This is a genomic window from Dyadobacter endophyticus (assembly GCF_014641595.1).
Taxonomy (GTDB): domain Bacteria; phylum Bacteroidota; class Bacteroidia; order Cytophagales; family Spirosomataceae; genus Dyadobacter; species Dyadobacter endophyticus.
The window spans coordinates 838,149-858,026 of sequence record NZ_BMIA01000001.1; the positions used below are offsets into that span (position 1 = coordinate 838,149).

General features: G+C 49.2%; 16 protein-coding genes. 5 read left to right on the top strand and 11 right to left on the bottom strand.

Features of this window, described 5'->3' with window-relative positions:
* The first annotated feature begins 159 nt into the window (after positions 1-159).
* Positions 160-888, top strand: coding sequence for a proteasome-type protease (locus IEY24_RS03445; protein ID WP_188928672.1), 729 nt, complete (start codon positions 160-162; stop codon positions 886-888).
* A gap of 81 nt (positions 889-969) precedes the next feature.
* On the opposite strand, the gene IEY24_RS03450 is transcribed toward IEY24_RS03445, so the two are convergent.
* The 7 genes from IEY24_RS03450 to pdxA all read right to left on the bottom strand — a co-directional run bounded on the left by IEY24_RS03450 (position 970) and on the right by pdxA (position 10,723).
* Positions 970-2,352 carry a M28 family peptidase gene (locus IEY24_RS03450; RefSeq protein WP_188928674.1) on the bottom strand — a complete coding sequence of 461 codons (1,383 nt, stop codon included), beginning with the start codon at positions 2,350-2,352 and terminating at the stop codon, positions 970-972.
* Positions 2,353-2,389: 37 nt separating this feature from the next.
* Positions 2,390-4,711, bottom strand: a complete 2,322-nt coding sequence (locus tag IEY24_RS03455; RefSeq protein ID WP_188928676.1) for an efflux RND transporter permease subunit — start codon at positions 4,709-4,711, stop codon at positions 2,390-2,392.
* 71 nt (positions 4,712-4,782) lie between these two features.
* Positions 4,783-5,967, bottom strand: coding sequence for a class I SAM-dependent methyltransferase (locus tag IEY24_RS03460; protein ID WP_188928678.1), 1,185 nt, complete (start codon positions 5,965-5,967; stop codon positions 4,783-4,785).
* A gap of 71 nt (positions 5,968-6,038) precedes the next feature.
* Positions 6,039-7,841 (bottom strand): tetratricopeptide repeat-containing sensor histidine kinase, encoded by a 1,803-nt coding sequence (locus IEY24_RS03465; protein ID WP_188928680.1) that lies wholly within the window; start codon positions 7,839-7,841, stop codon positions 6,039-6,041.
* Positions 7,842-7,939: 98 nt separating this feature from the next.
* The gene (locus IEY24_RS03470; protein ID WP_308420558.1) at positions 7,940-8,533 is read right to left on the bottom strand and encodes a DNA-3-methyladenine glycosylase; all 594 of its coding nucleotides are present in this window, start codon (positions 8,531-8,533) and stop codon (positions 7,940-7,942) included.
* Positions 8,533-9,420, bottom strand: coding sequence for a YicC/YloC family endoribonuclease (locus IEY24_RS03475; RefSeq protein WP_188928682.1), 888 nt, complete (start codon positions 9,418-9,420; stop codon positions 8,533-8,535). The genes IEY24_RS03470 and IEY24_RS03475 overlap by 1 nt, the downstream gene beginning before the upstream one ends.
* 196 nt (positions 9,421-9,616) lie before the next feature.
* Positions 9,617-10,723: a 4-hydroxythreonine-4-phosphate dehydrogenase PdxA gene (pdxA, locus tag IEY24_RS03480; RefSeq protein ID WP_188928683.1), complete on the bottom strand. Its 1,107-nt coding sequence runs from the start codon at positions 10,721-10,723 to the stop codon at positions 9,617-9,619.
* A gap of 8 nt (positions 10,724-10,731) precedes the next feature.
* Here pdxA and IEY24_RS03485 point away from each other — a divergent pair, with 8 nt between their 5' ends.
* On the top strand, positions 10,732-11,745 hold the full coding sequence (locus IEY24_RS03485) for a 2-hydroxyacid dehydrogenase (protein ID WP_188928685.1): 1,014 nt from the start codon (positions 10,732-10,734) through the stop codon (positions 11,743-11,745).
* Positions 11,746-11,805: 60 nt separating this feature from the next.
* Here IEY24_RS03485 and IEY24_RS03490 read toward each other — a convergent pair whose 3' ends face one another.
* Genes IEY24_RS03490 through trpS form a run of 4 tightly spaced genes read right to left on the bottom strand, consistent with a single transcriptional unit; the run spans position 11,806 to position 14,943 of the window.
* Complete coding sequence (locus IEY24_RS03490) at positions 11,806-12,372, bottom strand: 50S ribosomal protein L25/general stress protein Ctc (RefSeq protein ID WP_188928687.1); 567 nt, start codon at positions 12,370-12,372, stop codon at positions 11,806-11,808.
* 35 nt (positions 12,373-12,407) lie between these two features.
* Positions 12,408-13,352 (bottom strand): ribose-phosphate pyrophosphokinase, encoded by a 945-nt coding sequence (locus IEY24_RS03495; protein ID WP_188928690.1) that lies wholly within the window; start codon positions 13,350-13,352, stop codon positions 12,408-12,410.
* A 38-nt stretch (positions 13,353-13,390) separates the two neighbouring features.
* A complete protein-coding gene (locus IEY24_RS03500; protein WP_188928692.1) occupies positions 13,391-13,969 on the bottom strand; it encodes a phosphatase PAP2 family protein in 579 nt (192 codons plus the stop codon).
* Positions 13,966-14,943: a tryptophan--tRNA ligase gene (gene trpS, locus IEY24_RS03505; protein ID WP_188928694.1), complete on the bottom strand. Its 978-nt coding sequence runs from the start codon at positions 14,941-14,943 to the stop codon at positions 13,966-13,968. Before trpS ends, IEY24_RS03500 begins: the two co-directional genes overlap by 4 nt.
* Before the next feature lie 95 nt (positions 14,944-15,038).
* Between trpS and IEY24_RS03510 the strand changes: the two genes are divergently transcribed.
* From IEY24_RS03510 to trxA, 3 genes are all read left to right on the top strand, one after another.
* On the top strand, positions 15,039-15,710 hold the full coding sequence (locus IEY24_RS03510) for a DUF2461 domain-containing protein (RefSeq protein ID WP_188928696.1): 672 nt from the start codon (positions 15,039-15,041) through the stop codon (positions 15,708-15,710).
* A 29-nt stretch (positions 15,711-15,739) separates the two neighbouring features.
* Positions 15,740-19,390: a DNA polymerase III subunit alpha gene (gene dnaE, locus IEY24_RS03515; RefSeq protein ID WP_188928698.1), complete on the top strand. Its 3,651-nt coding sequence runs from the start codon at positions 15,740-15,742 to the stop codon at positions 19,388-19,390.
* An 85-nt stretch (positions 19,391-19,475) separates the two neighbouring features.
* On the top strand, positions 19,476-19,808 hold the full coding sequence (gene trxA, locus IEY24_RS03520; RefSeq protein WP_090157505.1) for a thioredoxin: 333 nt from the start codon (positions 19,476-19,478) through the stop codon (positions 19,806-19,808).
* The last annotated feature ends 70 nt before the right edge of the window (positions 19,809-19,878 follow it).

Below are 19,878 nucleotides of genomic sequence, written 5' to 3' on the forward strand. Positions count from 1 at the left end.
GGCGGCGGTGTGGATTTGTTTGTCCTAAATATCGTTGAAAAAGCGATTTATCGTGATGTTCAGGCTGCGATTTGGTACTTTTGGGGCTTGTTTAAGTAATTGTAGTCAAGCCCTGCGCGCCCTAATGGCCGTACCCAGGCTGATAAAAAGATTGAGAAAATGACTTATTGTTTAGGAATAAAAGTGAAAGAAGGCCTTGTTGCCCTGGCCGACACACGGATTACGGCAGGCACCAATACAACGACAAAAAAGAAGATGTATGTAACCCAGCAAGACAACTATTCGATGTTCATTATGACCAGCGGATTGAGGTCTGTGCGCGACAAAGCGGTACATTACTTTGAAGAACTGATCAATGAAGGCGTCGTTTATAATAAGCTTTATAAGGCGGTAAACGCATTTGGCGAGCAGATTAAGCGTGTAGCCGAGGAAGACAAGGCAAGCCTTGAAAGGGCTGGCCTCAAATTTAACCTCAACACCATCGTGGGCGGCCAGCTCAAAGACGATAAGGACCATAAGCTATTCCTGCTTTACTCGGAAGGCAATTGGGTGGAGCTCGATGAAGGCTCTCCCTACGTGATCATAGGCAACTCCGGCCAGGGAAAAGCCATATTGAACCGGGTATTAAATGAAAATTCGACGATGAAACAGGCGCTTAAAGCGGGATTCCTTTCATTCGATTCCACGCGCGTAAGTAATAATGATGTTGATTTCCCGATTGACGTGGTATTGTACAAAAAGGACAGCTTCGCCATCGCCGAACATCGCTATGAGCAGAAGGACATGGAAGAGATATCGAGGATTTGGGCCGAAAAACTAAAACAAGCGCTCGACGACATCCCCGAGGAATGGATGGATACTACTTTTAGCAAGATGGCCAAGGATTAAGCCTTGGACTCTGGGCAGAGATGCTGGAGCGCTGGCGTCCCCCAACCCGAGGCCTAAGCCTTGGGTTGGGGGACGTATCATCTAGAGTCCATACTTGTCGATCAGGTACAGCATTGAAGCCATAGCCGCCGCGCCGAGTTCCAGCTCCCGCTTGCTTACGGTCTCAAACTTGTCGTTGGCAGCATGGTGATAATCAAAATAGCGCTGCGTATCGGGCATAAGCCCCAACAAGACTGTACCCTGCTGCGCCAGCGGGCCAATATCCGCCCCACCGCCGCCTGGGCCCAGCTCATGAATGCCATAAGCAGCAAAAAGCCTCGTCCACAGCTGTATTTTCGCCTTTTGTGCAGGCGTACCCACGATCCCGAACCCGCGAGGCGAAAACCCCCCATGATCAGACTCGATCGCCGCAATATGCGTTTCTCGTTTGGATTTAGCCGAATCCGCATAAGTGACACCACCTCTCATGCCATTCTCCTCGTTCATAAACATAACCGCTCGTAACGTGTTGTTGGGTTGATAACTCAATGTTTTCAAAATACGGACGGCCTCGATGGATTGCACGCAGCCAGAACCATCGTCGTGCGCGCCCTGGGCAAAATCCCACGAATCGAGGTGACCGCCTACGGCGATGAATTTGTCGGCATTTGTTTGTCCCTTTAATTCCCCGATTACATTGTGGGAAGCAGCATCGGGAAGTGTTTCACAATATTGTTCGAAGTAGAATTCTGTATCGGGATTTTCTTTTATAGTTTTGCTAAGCAGTTCTGCGCCATTGGTACTGATGGCCGCTGCGGGGATCATGGGCGCGCCGCTCGCATAGCGCATGCTGCCCGTGTGCGGGAAATCGTCGAGGCGGGTCGTCATGGATCGGGTAATAGAACCAATCGCCCCCAGCTTGGCTGCTTCACTGGCCCCTGCTGCGCGCTGTTCTACCGCACCCGCGTAGGCTTCGAATGTATTGATTTTTGTCGGATCCATCGGGCGGTTGAAGAATACGATTTTGCCTTTTACCTTGTCGCTACCCAGGTCGCGAAGCTGCTGGAAGCTCCTGACTTCTATTATTTTCCCTTTTACACCGCCTTTCGGTGTGGCGACCGAGCCGCCCAGGGCTGCAATGGGTACCTCTGTTTTTTGTTTGCCGTTGATGAGCTGCGCCTTTTCCTTCGCACCGCGTACCCAATGCGGTACCAGCACATTTTGCAGAAACACATTGTCAAAATGCGCTCCTTCCATCGCTGATTTGGTATAAACGACAGCCTTGGCTGCCCCTTCCGAGCCGCTCAGCCTCGGGCCCACCTGCTGGGTAAGGTGCCTAAGCCATTCATAGGCCTTGCCTTCGGCGAGCGCCGTGTCGTAAATTTTACGGATGAAGACGGAGTCGGTCTGGAAGTCGGTTTGGGCCGAAACAGGCAGCGCTATCCCTGTGATTGAAAGGGATAGCGCTGTTATAAGTTTTTTCATGTGATGATAGGAGTTAAATGTAACGACGGCTAATATACTAGCTCGGTTTTACATTTTTCCCCTGCCGCTTCGCAATCGAGAGCAATAATGCAGGTAGCAGAATCAGATTCGTACACATTGCAACCAGCAAGGTGATCGACACCATCACGCCCATCGCCGCCGTGCCGCCGAAGCTGGATGCGGAAAAAATGGAGAAGCCACAGAACAGGATCACGGCCGTGTAGATCATACTCAAACCCGTACCGAAGATAGAGGCTGTCACCGCTTTGGAAGCCGTAAGGCCATTCTTATAGAGTTCTTCACGGTAGCGCGTCAGAAAATACACCGTCCCGTCGGATGCGATACCGAACGTAATGCTGAAAATCAGGATCGTGGTCGGTTTGAAATAAATATCAAAGTAACCCATGATACCGGCCGTCAATGCAAGCGGGATCAGGCAGGGCAGTTTGGATAGCAGGATAATCGGGATCGAGCGGAAAAGCACCATTCCTACAATGGCTATCAGCACAATTGCGATGAGCAGGCTTTCATACAAATTGCTCAGCAGGTAATCGTTGCTTTTCAGGAATACCAGGCTGTGGCCGGTAAGACTCACTTTATACTTTTCAGGACTGAAAATCGAATCCACCTTCGATCTGATTCGGTTTGTAAGCTCCTTGATGCGTTCAGAACCTACGTCGGCCATCTGGAAACTAACCCTGGTGATGCTTTTATCCTCATTCAGGAACGAGGTAAGCTGTTTTGCGGCGCCCTGCTGGCTTTGCAGGTATGGGGCCATTTTGTTCAGTTCCAGCACGCCGGGCAATGCGTAATATTTGGCATCCCCGCCGCGGTAACCCTGGTAGAGGAATTTGGATGCCTCCACAATGGATACAGGCTTCGAAAATTCGGGGAACTTGGCCATCTCGTTCTGGAATGCCTTGATCTTGTACAGCGTCCTGGCCTGGTCGGCGAAAACCCCGTTTGGTTGCCGGGTGTTGATCATCACCTCGAACGGCAGCACGCCATTGAAGTTCTTTTCAAAAAAGCGGAGATCGGTGTAAACCACATCTTTTTTAGGCAGGTCGTCGACGACGTAGCCGATCGTCTGGATTTTAGTCATTCCAAATGCCGAAACGACAATCAGTACCACCATCGCAATGTAAATCTCTTTCCGTCGGTTGTGCACCAGGTTATTCACCATCCGGAGAAAGCCGTACGCCCACTTGCCTTCCAGGTGTTTCAAATGGCGCGGCTTGGGTGTGCTCATGTAATGCAGCGTGATGGGCAGCAATACCAGACAAAGTACGTAGGTTACCATTACACTAATGGCCGCCACGACGCCAAATTCGACCAGCAGGATACTATTTGTGAAGTAAAACACACCAAAACCGATCGCCGTGGTCATGTTGGCAAGGAAGGTCGACAGCCCGATCTGCCGGATCATTTCGCTCAATGCTTCGTCCTTGTTACTGTGCGATACGAGCTCCGTCTGGTATTTGTTGATCAGGAACACGCAGTTGGGAACCCCGATCACGATCAGCAGAGGAGGAATCAGGCCGGTTAATGCGGTGATTTTGTAGTTGAATAAATGCAATATCCCTACCGAAAACACTACACCGATCAACACCACTATGATGGACAGCAGCGTGAGGCGCAATGACCGGAAAAATGCCCACAGAATGAGCAGTGTTACAAATACGGCCAGTCCCATGAAAAGCTCCATCTCGCCGGAGATTTTCTTCATATTGACCGTCCGGATGTATGGCATCCCGGAATAATGCAGATCGGTATTGTATTTGACGGCGAAAGTGTCCGCCATTTTCTCGATGTCGTCGACGATCGTCAGGCGGCGTTTCGAGTTGAGTTCCTTGTCGTTGAAGGTAATGACGATGAGCGTCGCATTGGTTTTGCTGTTGAGCACCAGTCCTTCGTAAATCGGAAGGTTGGCTATCTCCTTTTTGATGCTGTCGGCTTCCGCCTGCGTATTGGGGATATCGCGGATAACCGGCGCGAAATCGAAGCGGGTGAGGCTGTCGTTACGTGCTATTTTATAGACATTGGCAAGGGAAAGGACGTTTTTGATCCCCTCTGTTTCCCTGATTTGCTGGGAAAGCTTGCACCAGTCGCGGAATTTGTTGATTTCAAAAAGCTGCGGGTCCTGCCAGCCTATCACCATTACGCTCCCGTCCTCGCCAAAAAGCTTGCGGAAGTCCTGGTATTCTTTCTCTACGGGGTCGTTGGAGGGAAGGATGCGTGCGAAATTGTAGGAGAGTTCAATTTTGCTTGCTTCGTAGGCCATGAAGACCGTCGATACTAACACGAGTGCAACCCACAAAAGCCGGTAGCGGATAATGTAAGTTGCTATTTTATTCCACATAATTAGTTATTGAGTTCACAAAAAGTTGCAAATATAGCTACGGAGACGGGAAAAGGGGCACTTTTGAGGCTTCAAATGCCCGCTAATCTTTCAAGGTGATGGTACTCAATGCCAAAGAACCGCTTCGCTTCCCGGATCTTTTCGAGCGCCGCAGCCTGTGATTTTTCGCTCCTTTTGCCCCTGGTTCCAACTATAAGAACGTTTTTTGGGGTATGGGCATCGGAAATAAATTCGAATACCTTCGTTTTGTAGCCAAAATATTCAAGCACCAGCGCGCGGATACCATCGGTCACCATTTCCGCCTGTCTTTCCAGGAAAATACCATGCCGGGTCAGGAAGCTGACGTCGTTTTCAGTCTTGTGCTTCTCGATCTGCCGGCGGATTTGTTTGTGGCAGCAGGGTGCGACCACGATCAGGTCGGATTCGGCCTCAATACCTTTGAAAATGGCGTCGTCGGTTGCGGTATCGCAGGCGTGCAGGGCAATGAGGATATTTGTACCCGAAGCGTCGAACTGGTCGATCGTGCCTTCGCGAAACGACAAGCCGTCGAAGCCCGCAGTTTGGGAGATCTGGTTGCATAATGTGACCAGATCCTCGCGGAACTCGATGCCTGTCACCTGCGGATCCAGTTTTAATACATTTTTGAGATAATCGTACAAGGCAAATGTCAGGTAACCCTTCCCCGAACCCATATCGGCGACTTTCACACGATTACCCGGCTCTATTTCTCGGATCAGGCTGCTGAGAATATCGATATAATGGTTGATCTGCCGGAACTTGTCCTGCGCATTATGAAAGACATTGCCTTGCTGATCGGTGATTTTCAGGTCGAACAGGTAACCCTTATCTGTGGGCGAAATCAGCCGGTTTTTGTTCTTATCGTGGCTCAGAGAGGGCGTGCCCCGGCCGGCGATGGTCTTTTTTTTGAGGGTCGTTTTCCCGCTTTGGTGGGTTTCAAAAAGGATATCCGAATCGACCGTTTGCAGCGTCGCGACACGGAAGTCGCTCTGGAGCCATTGCTTCAACATTTCAATAACCTCTTCAAATGTGTGGTTTTTGGTAATATCGCGCGTTTTGTGCCGGTAGGTAAGGCTTAGTCGTGGCTCTTTCCTGATCAGGACTTTTTTGATGTAGACATTTTTCAGGCTTTCATCCGTACCGTGGTAGTTTCCGAGCGAGAGTTTGACAAATGAGCCATTGCGCAGGCTATTTTTGCTCTCGGTGATAAATTCCTGAGCTTTTTCGGTAACATTCATGAGGGTGCTTCAATCTTTTGTATAAGAAGTAACGAGCCAATGTGCCGTTACAGTCTTGATGAGCGGGAAAATCACTTGATGATCACTTTCGGGATCTCAATCGCGACACGGGTGCCGCTTTGTTCCTCGCTGTGGATTTGTATTTTACCGTGCAGACTTTCTACACGGCTCTTGATGTTTCTTAGCCCCACGCCCTGACGGTCGGGTTCGATCATTCCCGTGCCATTGTCGCTCACCGTAAGAACGATCGTTTTGAGGTTTTCGGTCAGGTCAACCGATGCTTCGTTGGCCCCCGAGTGTTTGATAATGTTATTGGTCAATTCCAGGACAATGCTGTAAAGCTCAAATTCGATCTTGTTGTTAAGCCGGCTATTCATTCCTTTCTGGTTGAAATTGAATGCGATATTCTTGTTTTCATTCAGCTTGCTGATCAGCCGCTGCAAGGCCGTGATCAAGCCGTGTTCTTCCAGTTCGGCGGGCATCAGATTGTGCGAGAGGCTCCGTACCTCCTTGTATGCGGCGCCCACCATCTGATGTACGCTTTGGTAAATCTTTTGCTCTTCTTCCGATAGCACTTTCTTATCGATACCATACAGGTACCAGTTCAGCGATGCCAATGTTCCGCCCAGGTGGTCGTGAAGTTCGGCTGCAACGCGCTTCCTTTCAATCGTCTGTCCCTCGATCAACGCCGCCTGTATCTCTGCGTTTTTCCTGCGGAGTTTTTTGTTATTAAACCAAAGGAAAATAGCGAACAGGATGACCAGACAGGAAAAGCCGATGAGGAAACGCTGTACAGTGCGCTGTTCGCTGATTATTTTTTGCTGGATTTCGGAGTCCATCAGCTTGTTGTCGTACATGAGCTGGTACATGGTGTACTGGCGCTTGATCGTTTGGTCGTGAACCATCCGGCGCACATAGTTGACCGCCTGGCTGTAATCCAGTGCAACATCGTGCATTCCTTTCGCCTTGTAGGAGCGCGAGAGCGTTACCAGGGCCCAGTTGGTCTGCTGGGTCGAGTGGTAAATCTTTGCGTAAGCTAATGCCCGTAATCCGGCCTGAATAGATTCGTCGTACTTTTTCTGATAATAATAGATATTGCTCAGATCGTTGAGGCAGTTGAGCTCTCCGTACCGGTTGCCGATTTTCTGAAACAATGCGATGCTTTTCAGAAAATAGGTTTCCGCTTCTGCGTAGTTACCCAAGCGTACGTGCATATAGCCATTGCTTTGCAGCACCGTAGCCCGGCCCCAGTCGGAGTTCATTTTATCGAACATCTTGTACGATTGGTTATAGAGCTTAACAGCTACATCATTCATGTTTTTTTCACGGTAGCAGTTGCCCAGGTTCTCGATGCTCAATGCCAGCGAACTATCGGCTTTCAGGCGGGTGAAAATCTGTACGGCATGTTCGTAGTTGATCCGTGAGGAGTCCCATTGTCGGTACTCGGAGTAGCTTTCTCCCAAAAAACGTTTGCCGTGGGCGGTGAACATCGGCAGGTTAAGCTGCTTCGACAGCGTGATCGTCTCGTTCGAAAGCTCTCGCAGTACGTCGTAGCTGCCATCGAGCAAGTAGTACGTACTCAGAAGGTTATAAGCGAGCAGCTTACCCTTTCCCCACTGATGTTTTTGAGAAAGTCTCAATACATTTTTAGAATAAAACATCGACTTCTCCGCATCCTGGAAAAGATATTCGGAAGCAAGTTTGTGGTATTTGAGGATCAGAAGTGTGTCTTCGGCAAAGTCTTCCTGCGGTTTGGATTCGACCACCTCTACCTTCCGGTTGGCACCCTCGTCCTGTCCGATCGGAGTACACTGGGTAGCTGAAAGAATACACCCTAACGAAAAGAGAAGAACTAGTTTGTAGAATTGATTCATATAGTACTGATCTATCGATAGTTAGGGCGTAGTTGGTTGTCGAAGGTTCGTTTAATAAGACGTGCCCCATTAACCTTTACTTACAAAAATATTGTCTTTTATGTAATATCTGTAAGGAAGCTCGCGCCCGACGTTGATCCCCACACGCGGACCGGCGACAATGGTCTCGGGACCGATACTGGTGCTCGCAGATATAGGACGTTGCCAGAAAGCAATGTAGCATTATGCAAGTCCCGTTCGATACCCATTGCACGCACGAGTTTGCCGGGGCCGCTGCAAAGGTCTTTGAGCTTAATTTTAGCCGTCGACAGGGTATCCAGTGTCTTCCCGGGCCGGACACTCCGTCGCAGTTCCATCAATTCGATGCCTGCGGTGGGTTGCAACGCGCGGATCAGCACCGCTTCCCCGATGCCTTCCGCGTTGCTGACGATGTTGAAACACTGGTACATGCCATAAATGAGGTATACATACACCGTACCCGCGATAGCGTACATCGGCTCTGTCCGCACGGTACGCCGGTTGAATGCGTGGCAGGCGGGGTCGTCTTGTAGATAGGCTTCCGTTTCAACGATAATGCCGCTCGTGAGGCCGTCGGGGCTTTCGTGTACGAGTTCGCAGCCCAGCAATTTTTGCGCCAGGGTGCGGGTATCATAGACGGAGAAGAAGGAAAGAGGAAGCTTCTCTCCGGGCATCAGATAATGTTCATCGTTTGCTCCTTAATCTTTTCGAGCTCGTCCTTCATGCGTACAACCAGATGCTGGATCGTAGCGTCGTTGGCCTTCGAGCCGATGGTGTTGATCTCCCGTCCGATTTCCTGAGCGATGAAATTGAGCTTCTTGCCGTTGCTTTCCGAGTCTTTCATTGTTTCGAGAAAATAGGTAAGGTGGTTGGCCAAACGGATCTTTTCTTCCGAAATGTCGAATTTCTCAACATAGTAGATCAGCTCTTGCTCAAAACGGTTAGGATCGAAATTATCGTCGGTTAGCAGTTCCCTGACCTGTTTTTCGAGTCGCTCGCGGACGGCCGGAATCCGGGCTTTGTCCTGTTCGGCCACCTGGTCGAGCAGATCCTGAATCGTATTGATGTATTCGACAAATTTTTCGGCGGTCATGCGTCCTTCCTGTTCACGGAAAACGGAACATTTGCGGAGCGCTTCCAGTACTGCCACCTTGATCTGCGACCAGTCGTCTTCCTTGCTGGTATCGTCTACCGTCTCGTTGTTGTAGGCATTGGGCAATTGCAGCGCGATGCGGAGCAGTTCGGTCCCGTCGGGTGCAAATCCCAACCCGGTGGCAGTATCCGTCAAATCCTGGTAATAGGCACTCACAAGTGCGCGGTTCACCGACGTCGATGCTACCGTCTTCCCTACCGGCTGGACTGAGAGGGTAAATTCAACCTTGCCGCGTTCGAGCGACTGGGTAATGAGGTTACGGATTTCTATTTCCCTTTCGGAGAAGTTGCGCGGTATGCGGCAATAAATATCCAAGAATTTGGAGTTCAATGTCTTGATTTCCACCGTGACATTGATCGATTCGGATTCGATGTTGGATACACCGTACCCGGTCATTGATTTTAACATAAGGATGTGCTTTGGTTCTGGTTAGGAACGGGTTGTTGCAATTTTTTGATTTTGACCACCGACCGCCGACCGCGGATTTGGGTTGCCTTTCGGCAACTGGCCATGAACGATGGACGATAGGCCATGTTTTCGTTGTCATTTGTTAATGCGTATCAGACTTGGACCATGGTCGGCGATCCATGGTCTAAGCCTGGCCTTAATTGAACCGCTGCTTCCCCCCAGACTTGGCCGGGTGCTGGCTTTCGGATGGTTGTGGTTTGGAGATCAATGCATTTTTTTCCATATCGGCATTGAAAATGCGGAACCTCGATATGTCGCAGGCCAGGTACAGCGCTTGAAGCAATGAACCGGGTTCTGCAAGGTTTTTTCCTGCGATGTTGTAGGCAGTTCCGTGGTCGGGCGAGGTGCGGACGGCCGAAAGTCCTGCGGTGAAATTCACACCCTCGTTGAATGCCAATGTTTTGAATGGAATAAGCCCCTGATCGTGGTACATGGCGAGTACGGCATCGTACTGGCGGTAAGTGCCTGCTGCGAAGAAGCCGTCGGCGGGGAATGGGCCTACCACGAGATGGCCCTTTTCTTTGAACTGCTTGATTACCGGCTGAATGATTTCGATTTCCTCAGATCCAAGCAAACCGTTCTCGCCCGCGTGGGGGTTTAGGCCCAATACAGCTAGTTTAGGTTTTTTTATACCGAAATCCCCTTTCAATGATTGTAATATCTGCTCGATCTTGGCGGCAAGTTTTTCAGCCGTAATGTGTTCACGGACGTTTTGCAATGGCATATGGCCGGTAAGCACACCTACACGTAAGTCGCCAGCTACCATGAACATGAGCGCGTCGTCCTTTCCGAATGCCTCGGCCAGGAATTCTGTATGGCCGGGGAATTTGAAATCTTCACTCTGAATGTTGTCTTTATTAATAGGGCCGGTAACGAGTGCCTGTATTTTTCCCTCTTTCAGGTCTTCCACTGCCCGTTTTAAGGAGGCAAAGGAACCCTGGCCGGCTTCCGCGGTGATCTTTCCGGGCTCTATTTCCGTCTGATGGTCGTGCCAGCAGGTGATTACGTTGGTGAGTTTATGGTTGACCTGCTCGGGCTTCTGGATGCCGTGCAGGTTCCAGTCTTTCATTTCAAGCAGGTTGCGATATTGGTTCAATACTCTCAGGGAGCCGTAGATGATTGGTGTGCACAATTTAGATAACTGGTTCCCTTCTAATGCTTTAAGGATTACTTCCGGGCCAATGCCGTTATAATCGCCGATTGTGATCCCGATTACCGGTTTATCACTCTGTTGTTCGCTCATGTAGGTAAATGCTGTTGTATGTGTTCTCCTGCGTAATTCTGTATTACTTTTGCCGAACGGTTCAACCGGCAAGTTACAAAAAATCCTGTGCTACTATGAAAATCCTGATCGCAGACTCCATGCATACCTCACTATTCGGGATGCTGGATGAGCAAAAGTGGGAGTATGATTACCATCCTGAATACAAAAGAGAAGACATAAAAAATGCATTGCCCCGCTACGACGGGCTCGTGATCCGAAGCAAGACCTTCCTTGATCGCGAAATGCTCGAAAATGCGCGAAATCTGCGTTTTATCGCGCGCGCCGGTGCTGGTCTCGACCTCATTGACCTTGAAGTGGCCAGAGAGCGGAATATCGAAGTGTTCCATGCGGGTACAGGTAACCGCGACGCCGTCGCGGAACACGCATTAGGCATGCTGCTGGCCTTGTTTAACAACATCCTGCGCGCCGACCAGCAGGTGCGCAACGGCGTCTGGGACCGAGAAGGCAATAGGGGAGTGGAACTGATGGGTAAAACCGTCGGGCTGATCGGTTACGGAAATAATGGCTCTGCTACCGCGAAACGCCTCAGCGGCTTCGGCTGCAAAGTGCTCGCGTATGACAAGTACCGTGATCATTATGGCGACGCGTTCGCCGTGGAATCATCCATGGAAGAAATTCAGCGTGAGGCCGACATTCTCAGCCTGCATATTCCATTGACCGACATTACGCGCTACCTCGTAAATGAAGAATTTATTCGCGCTTTTACCAAGCCATTTTATTTGTTGAATTTATCCAGAGGTGAAGTCGTAAAATTAAAGGCGGTAACCGAAGCTTTGGAAAGCGGCAAAATCAAAGGTGCGTGCCTGGATGTGCTGGAAAACGAAAAGATCGCAAAGCTGACCGCCGAACAGCAGGAAGTGTTTGACGACCTGCGGGCTTCGGATCGCGTGGTGCTCACGCCGCATATCGGCGGCTGGACCCATGAAAGTTATGTCCGGATCAATGAAGTACTGGTTGAACAAATCCGAAACTGGCTATAAACAAATATGCCGACCAATGGTCGGCACGTTTGCATCTATTAGCCATGAAAAATAAAATACTTACTTACCAAGTGTACCGCGAAGCGCACGTGGGATTTCAACTGATGCGATCGGGTTGCTTGCCGCTGTCAATATAACAAAATTTTCAGCTTTCAGTGCACCAACCTTCACAGATTTTCCTAAATCCAGTTCAGTTACGTCAACATTTACATAGTCAGGGATGTTTTCCGCAAGACCTTGTACGCGCAATTTACGCAATTTTTGGTTCATTTTACCACCTTTCATAACCCCGCTTGATGTGCCTGTCAATTTAACAGGAACTTCAACTTTAATTTCCTTTCCGGGAATGATTTGCAGAAAATCCGCATGGATCAACGCATCGTTTACAGGGTGGTATTGTGTTTCCTGAAGAATCGCATTGTACTCTGTACCTTCGATGTTCAGTGTAACGTTAAAAATATCCGGTGTGAAAAGCAATTCACGGAACAACATTGTTGGTGCATAGAAATGCACTTGTTCGTCACCTCCGTACAGCACAGATGGAACATAACCTTGAGCGCGCAAGTTCTGTGATTCCACCTTGCCGAGATTCGCTCTTTTAAACCCTACAATCTCAATACTTTTCATAAGATTTTTTTACTATAAGTTAAATAAAAGAAAATTTACTGATTATTTATAAACAATGAACTAATAGATTCGTGATCGCGGATCCTGCCTATTGCCTTTGCAAAAATTTCTGCAACTGACAGTACGCGGATTTTTTCATTCTGTTGCTTAAGAGGGATAGTATCTGTTACAATCAACTCTTGCAGCACCGAATTGGCAATATTTTCATGCGCCTTGCCCGACATGATCGCGTGTGTGCTGATCGCCCGAACGGACGATGCGCCCTTTTCCATGATAATCTCGGCTGCCTTGCAAAGCGTTCCACCCGTATCGATCAGGTCGTCTACCAGTACTACATCCATCCCTTCCACGTCTCCGATCACCTGCATACTCGCGATTTCATTGGCACGTTTCCGGTGCTTGTCGCAAAGGATCATGTCCGCATTCAGGAATTTGGCAAAATTCCGTGCCCGGGCAGCGCCACCCACGTCAGGAGATGCGATCAGGAGGTTTTTAAGTTTCAGGGATTTGATATAGGGAACAAAAATCGAGGTTCCTTCGAGGTGGTCGACAGGCAGGTCTAGAAAGCCCTGAATCTGTCCGGCATGTAAATCTATGGTCATCACGCGGTCGACTCCTACTGCTGTGAGGAGATTGGCAACGACTTTCGCTGCGATAGCCACGCGTGGCTTATCTTTCCTGTCCTGGCGTGCGTAGCCGAAATAGGGGATCACTACCGTCACGTAATGCGCCGAAGCACGACGGGCCGCATCCACCATCAGCAGCAACTCCATCAGGTTATCGGCAGGAGGGAAGGTGGATTGGATGAGGAAAACATCGCAACCCCTGATCGACTCCTCGAAACTAGGGGACAATTCTCCGTCGCTGAATTTGCGCAACGTGTAGCCTCCCAGTTCCTTACCATAATACCTGGCAATATCTTTGGCCAAATATTCGGACTGACTCCCCGAAAATATTTTTACTGTATTGAATGAACCCATGGCCAAACTAAAATTTGCGCAAAATTAACAAAAACGAGTTAACTATGATAGTATCTTTTTAAAAAAATATAATAAAGCTGCACAAAGCTGTACCCGACGAGCAATCCAACCAGCGCTCCAACGAGAATATCAAGCGGATAATGCACACCTACATATACGCGACTATACGCATAAACGACCGCCCACAGGAACAAAAAACCCATTTGCGGCACCTTCCGGCGCAGCAAACTGAACCAGGCAATGGCCAGCGCGAAACTTGTCGACGCATGCGAAGAGGCGAAGCCGTACATGCCGCCGCAATCGGTGACGTGGTGCATTACAATCCGGATCGATGGGTCATGGCAGGGCCGTAACCTTAGGAAATAGGGCTTCATTAACCCGGAAGTGATCTTGTCGGCGGCTACAACGGCCAATACAACCGCGATGACGATCAATCCCCCCTTTTTCCAGCCTTCTGCGCGGATCGTCAGTGCAATGAGCAAAATATAGAGCGGGATCCAGGTGTATTTGTAGGTAATGCAGTTCATCACCGAATCGAGCCAGGGCGTGTGTAGGCCATTCAGCCATAAAAACAGCTCCTGATCGGCGCGGACTATGCTATGTACCGCATCCGTCATGAACTGAAGCCGAGCACTTTTCTCACCTTACCGATCGTATCCTGCGCAATTTCGCGGGCTTTCGCTTCGCCTTCCACGAGAATGCCTTCCAGCTCTTCGGTGTTTTCCATGTAATAATTGAAAATGCGGCGTGGCTCAGCGAAAACCTCCAAAAAGCACTCAAAAAGCGCCTGTTTTGCGTGCCCGTACCCATAGCCGCCATTCAGGTAATTCTGGCGCATGGTTTCCACCTCGGCCTGGCTGGCTACCAGGCTGTAAAGCTGGAAGGTAATGTCGTTGTCGGGATCTTTGGGTTCTTCGAGCTGTTTCGAGTCGGAAAGGATCTTTTTCGTGATCTTTTTCAGCTCGTTTTCCGGCAGGAAAATATCGATGTAATTATGATACGACTTGCTCATTTTCTGTCCGTCGAGGCCGGGGATGGTCATAATGCGCTCGTCGATTTGCGGCTCCGGCAGCACCAGAATATCCTCACCCGCCAGAATATTGAAACGGTGGGCAATGTCTTTGCTCATTTCCAGGTGCTGTTTCTGATCTTTGCCTACCGGGATAATGTTGGCATTATATAGCAGAATGTCAGCCGCTTGTAATACGGGATAGGTGAAAAGTCCCGCATTCACATCAGCCAGCTTCTCCGATTTGTCCTTGAAAGAGGTGGCATTTGCCAGCATCGGAAACGGGGTGAAGCAGTTCAGGTACCAGCTAAGCTCGGTATGCTCCTGTACCCGGGACTGGCGCCAGAATACATTTTTTTGATAATCGAATCCGAATGCGAGCCAGGTGGCTGCGATTGCGCGGACGTATTCGGCACGTTCCACGCCGTTTTTCAGCGTAGTGAGCGAATGCAGGTCGGCGATAAAGAAAAAAGATTCGTTCTGCGGATTTTTGGAGAGTTCGATCGCAGGTTTGATGGCTCCCAGGATGTTACCCAGGTGAGGTCGCCCGCTGCTTTGAATGCCTGTTAGGATTCTGGCCATTAATCGTCTTTAAATTTGATGCTAAGGCTTCAAAATTCGGTAAATTGAACCAGAAAACGTAGTAAATTTGAATTTTATACCTTCACCAACACGACATGGATTCTAAAACGCTGCACTTTCTCAGTCAATTAGCCGAAAACAATAACAGGGAGTGGTTTCAGGAAAACAAGAAACATTTTGAGGCCGCGAAGGCGGATATGGAGAAGCTGGTCGGGTACCTGATCGGCGAGGTGGGGAAGTTTGAGGACCTCGGAAATGTACAGGTAAAGGATTGCATGCTGCGGATTTACCGCGACGTCCGTTTTTCTAAAAATAAAGCTCCTTACAAGAACAACCTGGCTGCGGGCATCGGTCCGGGCGGGAAGAGTTCAGGCAAAATCGATTATTACCTGCAAATTCAGCCGGGCGATCAGACGTTCCTCGGCGGGGGAATGTGGGAGGTGACCACCGAGCAACTGGCACGCTTCCGCCAGGAGATCGATTACAATGCGGATGAGCTCAAAACGATCATCGAAGAAAAGGAATTTCATGACTATTTTCCTGAAATCCACGGCGAAAGCCTGAAAACGGTTCCTAAGGGTTATTCCAAAGATCACCCGGAAATTGAGTTGCTGAAACGCAAACAACTGTTTTTTATGCACCGCTATACCGATAAAGAGGTGGCTTCCAAAGACTTCGGTAATCTGGTTTTGAAAGGCATTCAATTGCTGAAACCCTTTACCGATTATATGAATTATGTATTGTACCAAGAGGCGGAAGAGCTGTAAGCCGCAAGACCTATTACAACCCAGTTAATATGCAATTTTCACATTTGCACTGCCATACACAGTTCTCGCTGCTTGACGGTGCGGCCGATATCAAAAAGCTTTTCAAAAAGGCCAAGGAGGACAATATGCCCGCCGTCGCCATTACCGACCACGGTAATATGTTCGGGGTGTTCGAGTTTGTGGCCGAGGGGAACAAGCAGGGCATCAAGCCGATCGTCGGTTGCGAGTTTTATGTGGTGGAAGACCGGCATGTGCGGCAGTTTACCAAGGATAAAAAGGACGTCCGCTTCCACCAGTTGCTGCTTGCAAAGGATGAGATAGGCTACAAAAATCTCGTAAAAATGTGCTCCCTGGGGTTCATGGAGGGCATGTACGGTAAATATCCGCGGATCGACAAGGAGCTGATCGTGAAATACCACAAAGGGTTGATCGCCACGACATGCTGTATCGGTGCGATGATCCCGAAAACGATTATTCGCCAGGGAGAAGAGGCTGCGGAAAAGGAATTTCGCTGGTGGCTGGACCTCTTCGGCGAGGATTTTTATGTGGAATTACAGCGCCACGATATTCGTGATCAGTATATTGTAAACGAGGTGCTTATCAAGTTTGCGAGGAAATACAATGTGAAGATCATCTGTTCGAACGACTCGCATTATGTTGATCAAGAGGACTGGAATGCGCACGATATCTTGCTGTGTATCAATACCGGTGACAAACAGAGCACGCCCTCGGCCAAGGATTTTGACGATGATAAAGGTATTCCGAAAGGCTCGCGCTTCGCATTCTATAACGATCAGTTCTATTTCAAAAAAACGAGCGAAATGCTGCAACTGTTCAACGACCTGCCCGAGTCGCTGGACAATACCAACGAGATTGTAGACAAAATCAAAACGCTCGATCTGAGGAAAGATATTCTGCTCCCTAACTTCCCGATCCCCGACGAGTTCAAGACGCATACTTTATCGGAAATGGTGGGCAAAAAGGAGCTTACCGCCGATGTTCTGAACCAATGGGAATACCTGCGACACCTGACATTCGAAGGAGCGAGAAAGAAATATGAGGTGGTAACGCCGGAGATCGAGGAGCGGCTCAACTTCGAACTGCAAACGATCCGTAACATGGGTTTCCCCGGCTACTTCCTGATTGTAGCGGACTTTATCGATGCGGGGCGCAAAATGGGTGTATTCATCGGGCCGGGCCGTGGTTCGGCGGCAGGCTCCGCGGTGGCTTATGCGATCGGTATCACGAACATCGACCCCGTGAAGTACGATCTTCTTTTTGAGCGTTTCCTCAACCCCGACCGTATCTCCATGCCCGATATCGATACCGACTTCGACGACGATGGCCGTCAGAAGGTGATTGATTATGTGGTTAAAAAATATGGCTACAACCAGGTTGCGCAGATCGTGACTTATGGTACGATGGCCGCCAAATCGGCGATCAAGGACGTGGCGCGCGTAATGGACCTGCCACTGCCGGATGCGAATATGCTCGCGAAGCTTGTTCCCGACAAGCCTACTTATAATATGACGCTCAACCGCATTTTCACAGCGCCATTGGAAGGGGAGGGCAGCCTGATGAAAAAGGAAGGTATTTCACCCGACGAATTAGAGAATGTGAAGCGGATGCGGGCTATTGCATTGGGTAATGATTTGCAGGCCAGTGTTCTGCAGGAAGCCCGACGACTGGAAGGAACGGTACGGAACACAGGTATCCACGCCGCTGGTATTATCATCGCACCGAGCGATTTGACAGAGATTATTCCGGTAAGTACTTCGAAGGACTCCGACTTTTTGATTACCCAATACCAGGGGAAAATCATCGAGGACGCCGGCGTTATCAAGATGGACTTTTTGGGGCTTCGAAACCTTTCGATCATTAAGGAAGCTCTTCGGATGATCAAGAATAACCACGGGGTGGATATTGTCATTGATGACGTGCCGCTGGACGACCCCAAGGTTTTTGAGCTGTTCCAGCGTGGCGAGACCAACGCCATATTCCAGTTCGAATCCGACGGGATGAAGAAGTACATGCGCGACCTCATCCCTGACCGTTTCGAGCACCTGATCGCGATGAACGCGTTGTACCGCCCAGGGCCGATCGCCTACATTCCTAACTTCATCCGCAGGAAAAACGGACAAGAAGAAGTGACCTACGATTTGCCGGAATTGGAGGAGTATCTGGCTGATACCTATGGGATTACGGTTTATCAGGAGCAGGTAATGCTTTTGTCGCAGAAGCTGGCAGGCTTTACGAAAGGTCAGGCGGATACCCTGCGGAAGGCGATGGGTAAGAAGCAAATAGAGACGCTGAACAAGTTGAAAGGCGACTTCATGAAAGGTGGCACCGAAAAGGGCCTCGACGCGAAGAAGCTGGAAAAGATCTGGACCGACTGGGAGGCATTTGCATCGTACGCATTCAATAAATCCCACTCGACCTGCTATGCTTTCGTGGCTTATCAAACGGCTTATCTGAAGGCGCATTACCAGTCGGAATACATGGCGGCGGTATTGACCAGCTCGCTGGGCAGTATCGACAAGATCACGTTCTTCATGGAAGAATGTAAAAACTTAGGTATTACCGTTTTGGGGCCCGATATCAATGAATCGGAGCGTCAGTTTGGTGTAAACAAGAAAAGAGAGATTCGTTTCGGGCTCGCAGGCGTAAAAGGAAGTGGCGACGCAGCGGTCGAGTCGATTATCGAAGAACGCACAAACAACGGGCCTTTTAAAGATGTTTTCGATTTTATGACTCGTGTCAATCTTCGCACGGTCAACAAAAAAACATTGGAAAGCCTTGCCTATGCAGGGGCGTTCGACTGTTTCCCGGAATATCATAGAGCTCAATATTTTGCGGTGGAGACGGGTGAGACAGGTACTTTTATCGAAAAGCTGATCCGCTACGCCAACAATTATCACGCCGAAAAATCATCCGCACAAGCATCACTGTTCGGTATGCTGGGTGATAGCGGCTCTACGCTCGCTAAACCCAAAGCTGCCGACGTGGGCGAATGGGACGATCTGGCGAAGCTACGGTATGAGCAGGAGGTGGTAGGCTTCTATATTTCAGGTCACCCGCTGGACACTTTCCGGACCGAGCTGGACAATTTTTGCAGTTGCACAGTCGGGAAAGTATTGGAAATCCATGAGGGTGAGCGTGCGCCGCGGTTTTATGGAAAGGAAATCAATGTTGGCGGTATAGTCACCAGTGCGCAGGAAAGGATGTCGAAAAACGGTAGCCTTTTCATGATTTTCAAAATTGAAGATTACCAGGGAGCGATGGAAATGCTGATCGGCGGGGAGGATTATATCCGGTTCAAGAATTACCTGCAGGTGGGTCAATTCCTTTATATCAAAGGAAAAGTTCAAAACCGTTGGAAGCAGGAAGACCAGTTTGAATTCAAGATCTCACAGATCCAACTGTTGCCTGAAATCATGGAGAAAATGTGCAGGAAAATTAGGATCAACCTTACGCTGGATCAGATCGACGCACAGTTCATTCATGTGCTTAATGAGACCTTCGGAAGCCACCCCGGAGGATGTCAGGTAAGCATGACCGTGAAGGATCCGGAGACACATCTGGAAGTGGAAATGTTGTCACGTGGTTACCGCGTAGCGCCTAGTAGTGAGCTGTTTAAGGTGCTAAGGGGCTTCCATGGTGTGAATTTCTCCTTAAACTGATTTGTATTGGTTTAAACGAGGAACTTTTAGATATTAATATTCCTTATTAACGCAGATTGATAAATAACATTTAGACACTTAAAACATGGGAAAAGCACTTGAAATTACCGATAGCACCTTCGACGAACTGATCCAGGGCGACAAACCAGTACTTGTTGACTTTTGGGCAGAGTGGTGCGGGCCTTGTAAAATGATCGGACCGGTTGTGGAGCAACTCGCAGGTGAATATGACGGCAAAGCTGTTATCGGTAAAATGGATGTGGATATGAACTCGTCGGTACCTGCAAAATTCGGTATCCGCAGTATCCCTACGCTGATGATTTTCAAAGGCGGCCAGCTGGTAGATAAAGTAGTAGGCGTTGTTCCAAAAACAACCCTTGAAGATAAATTGAATGCACAGATCGAAGCGACCGTTTGATGATCGCTGATTTCTGAAAGAGTTAAAAGCCCCGGAATTTTCGGGGCTTTTTTATGCCCTCCACCTGAAT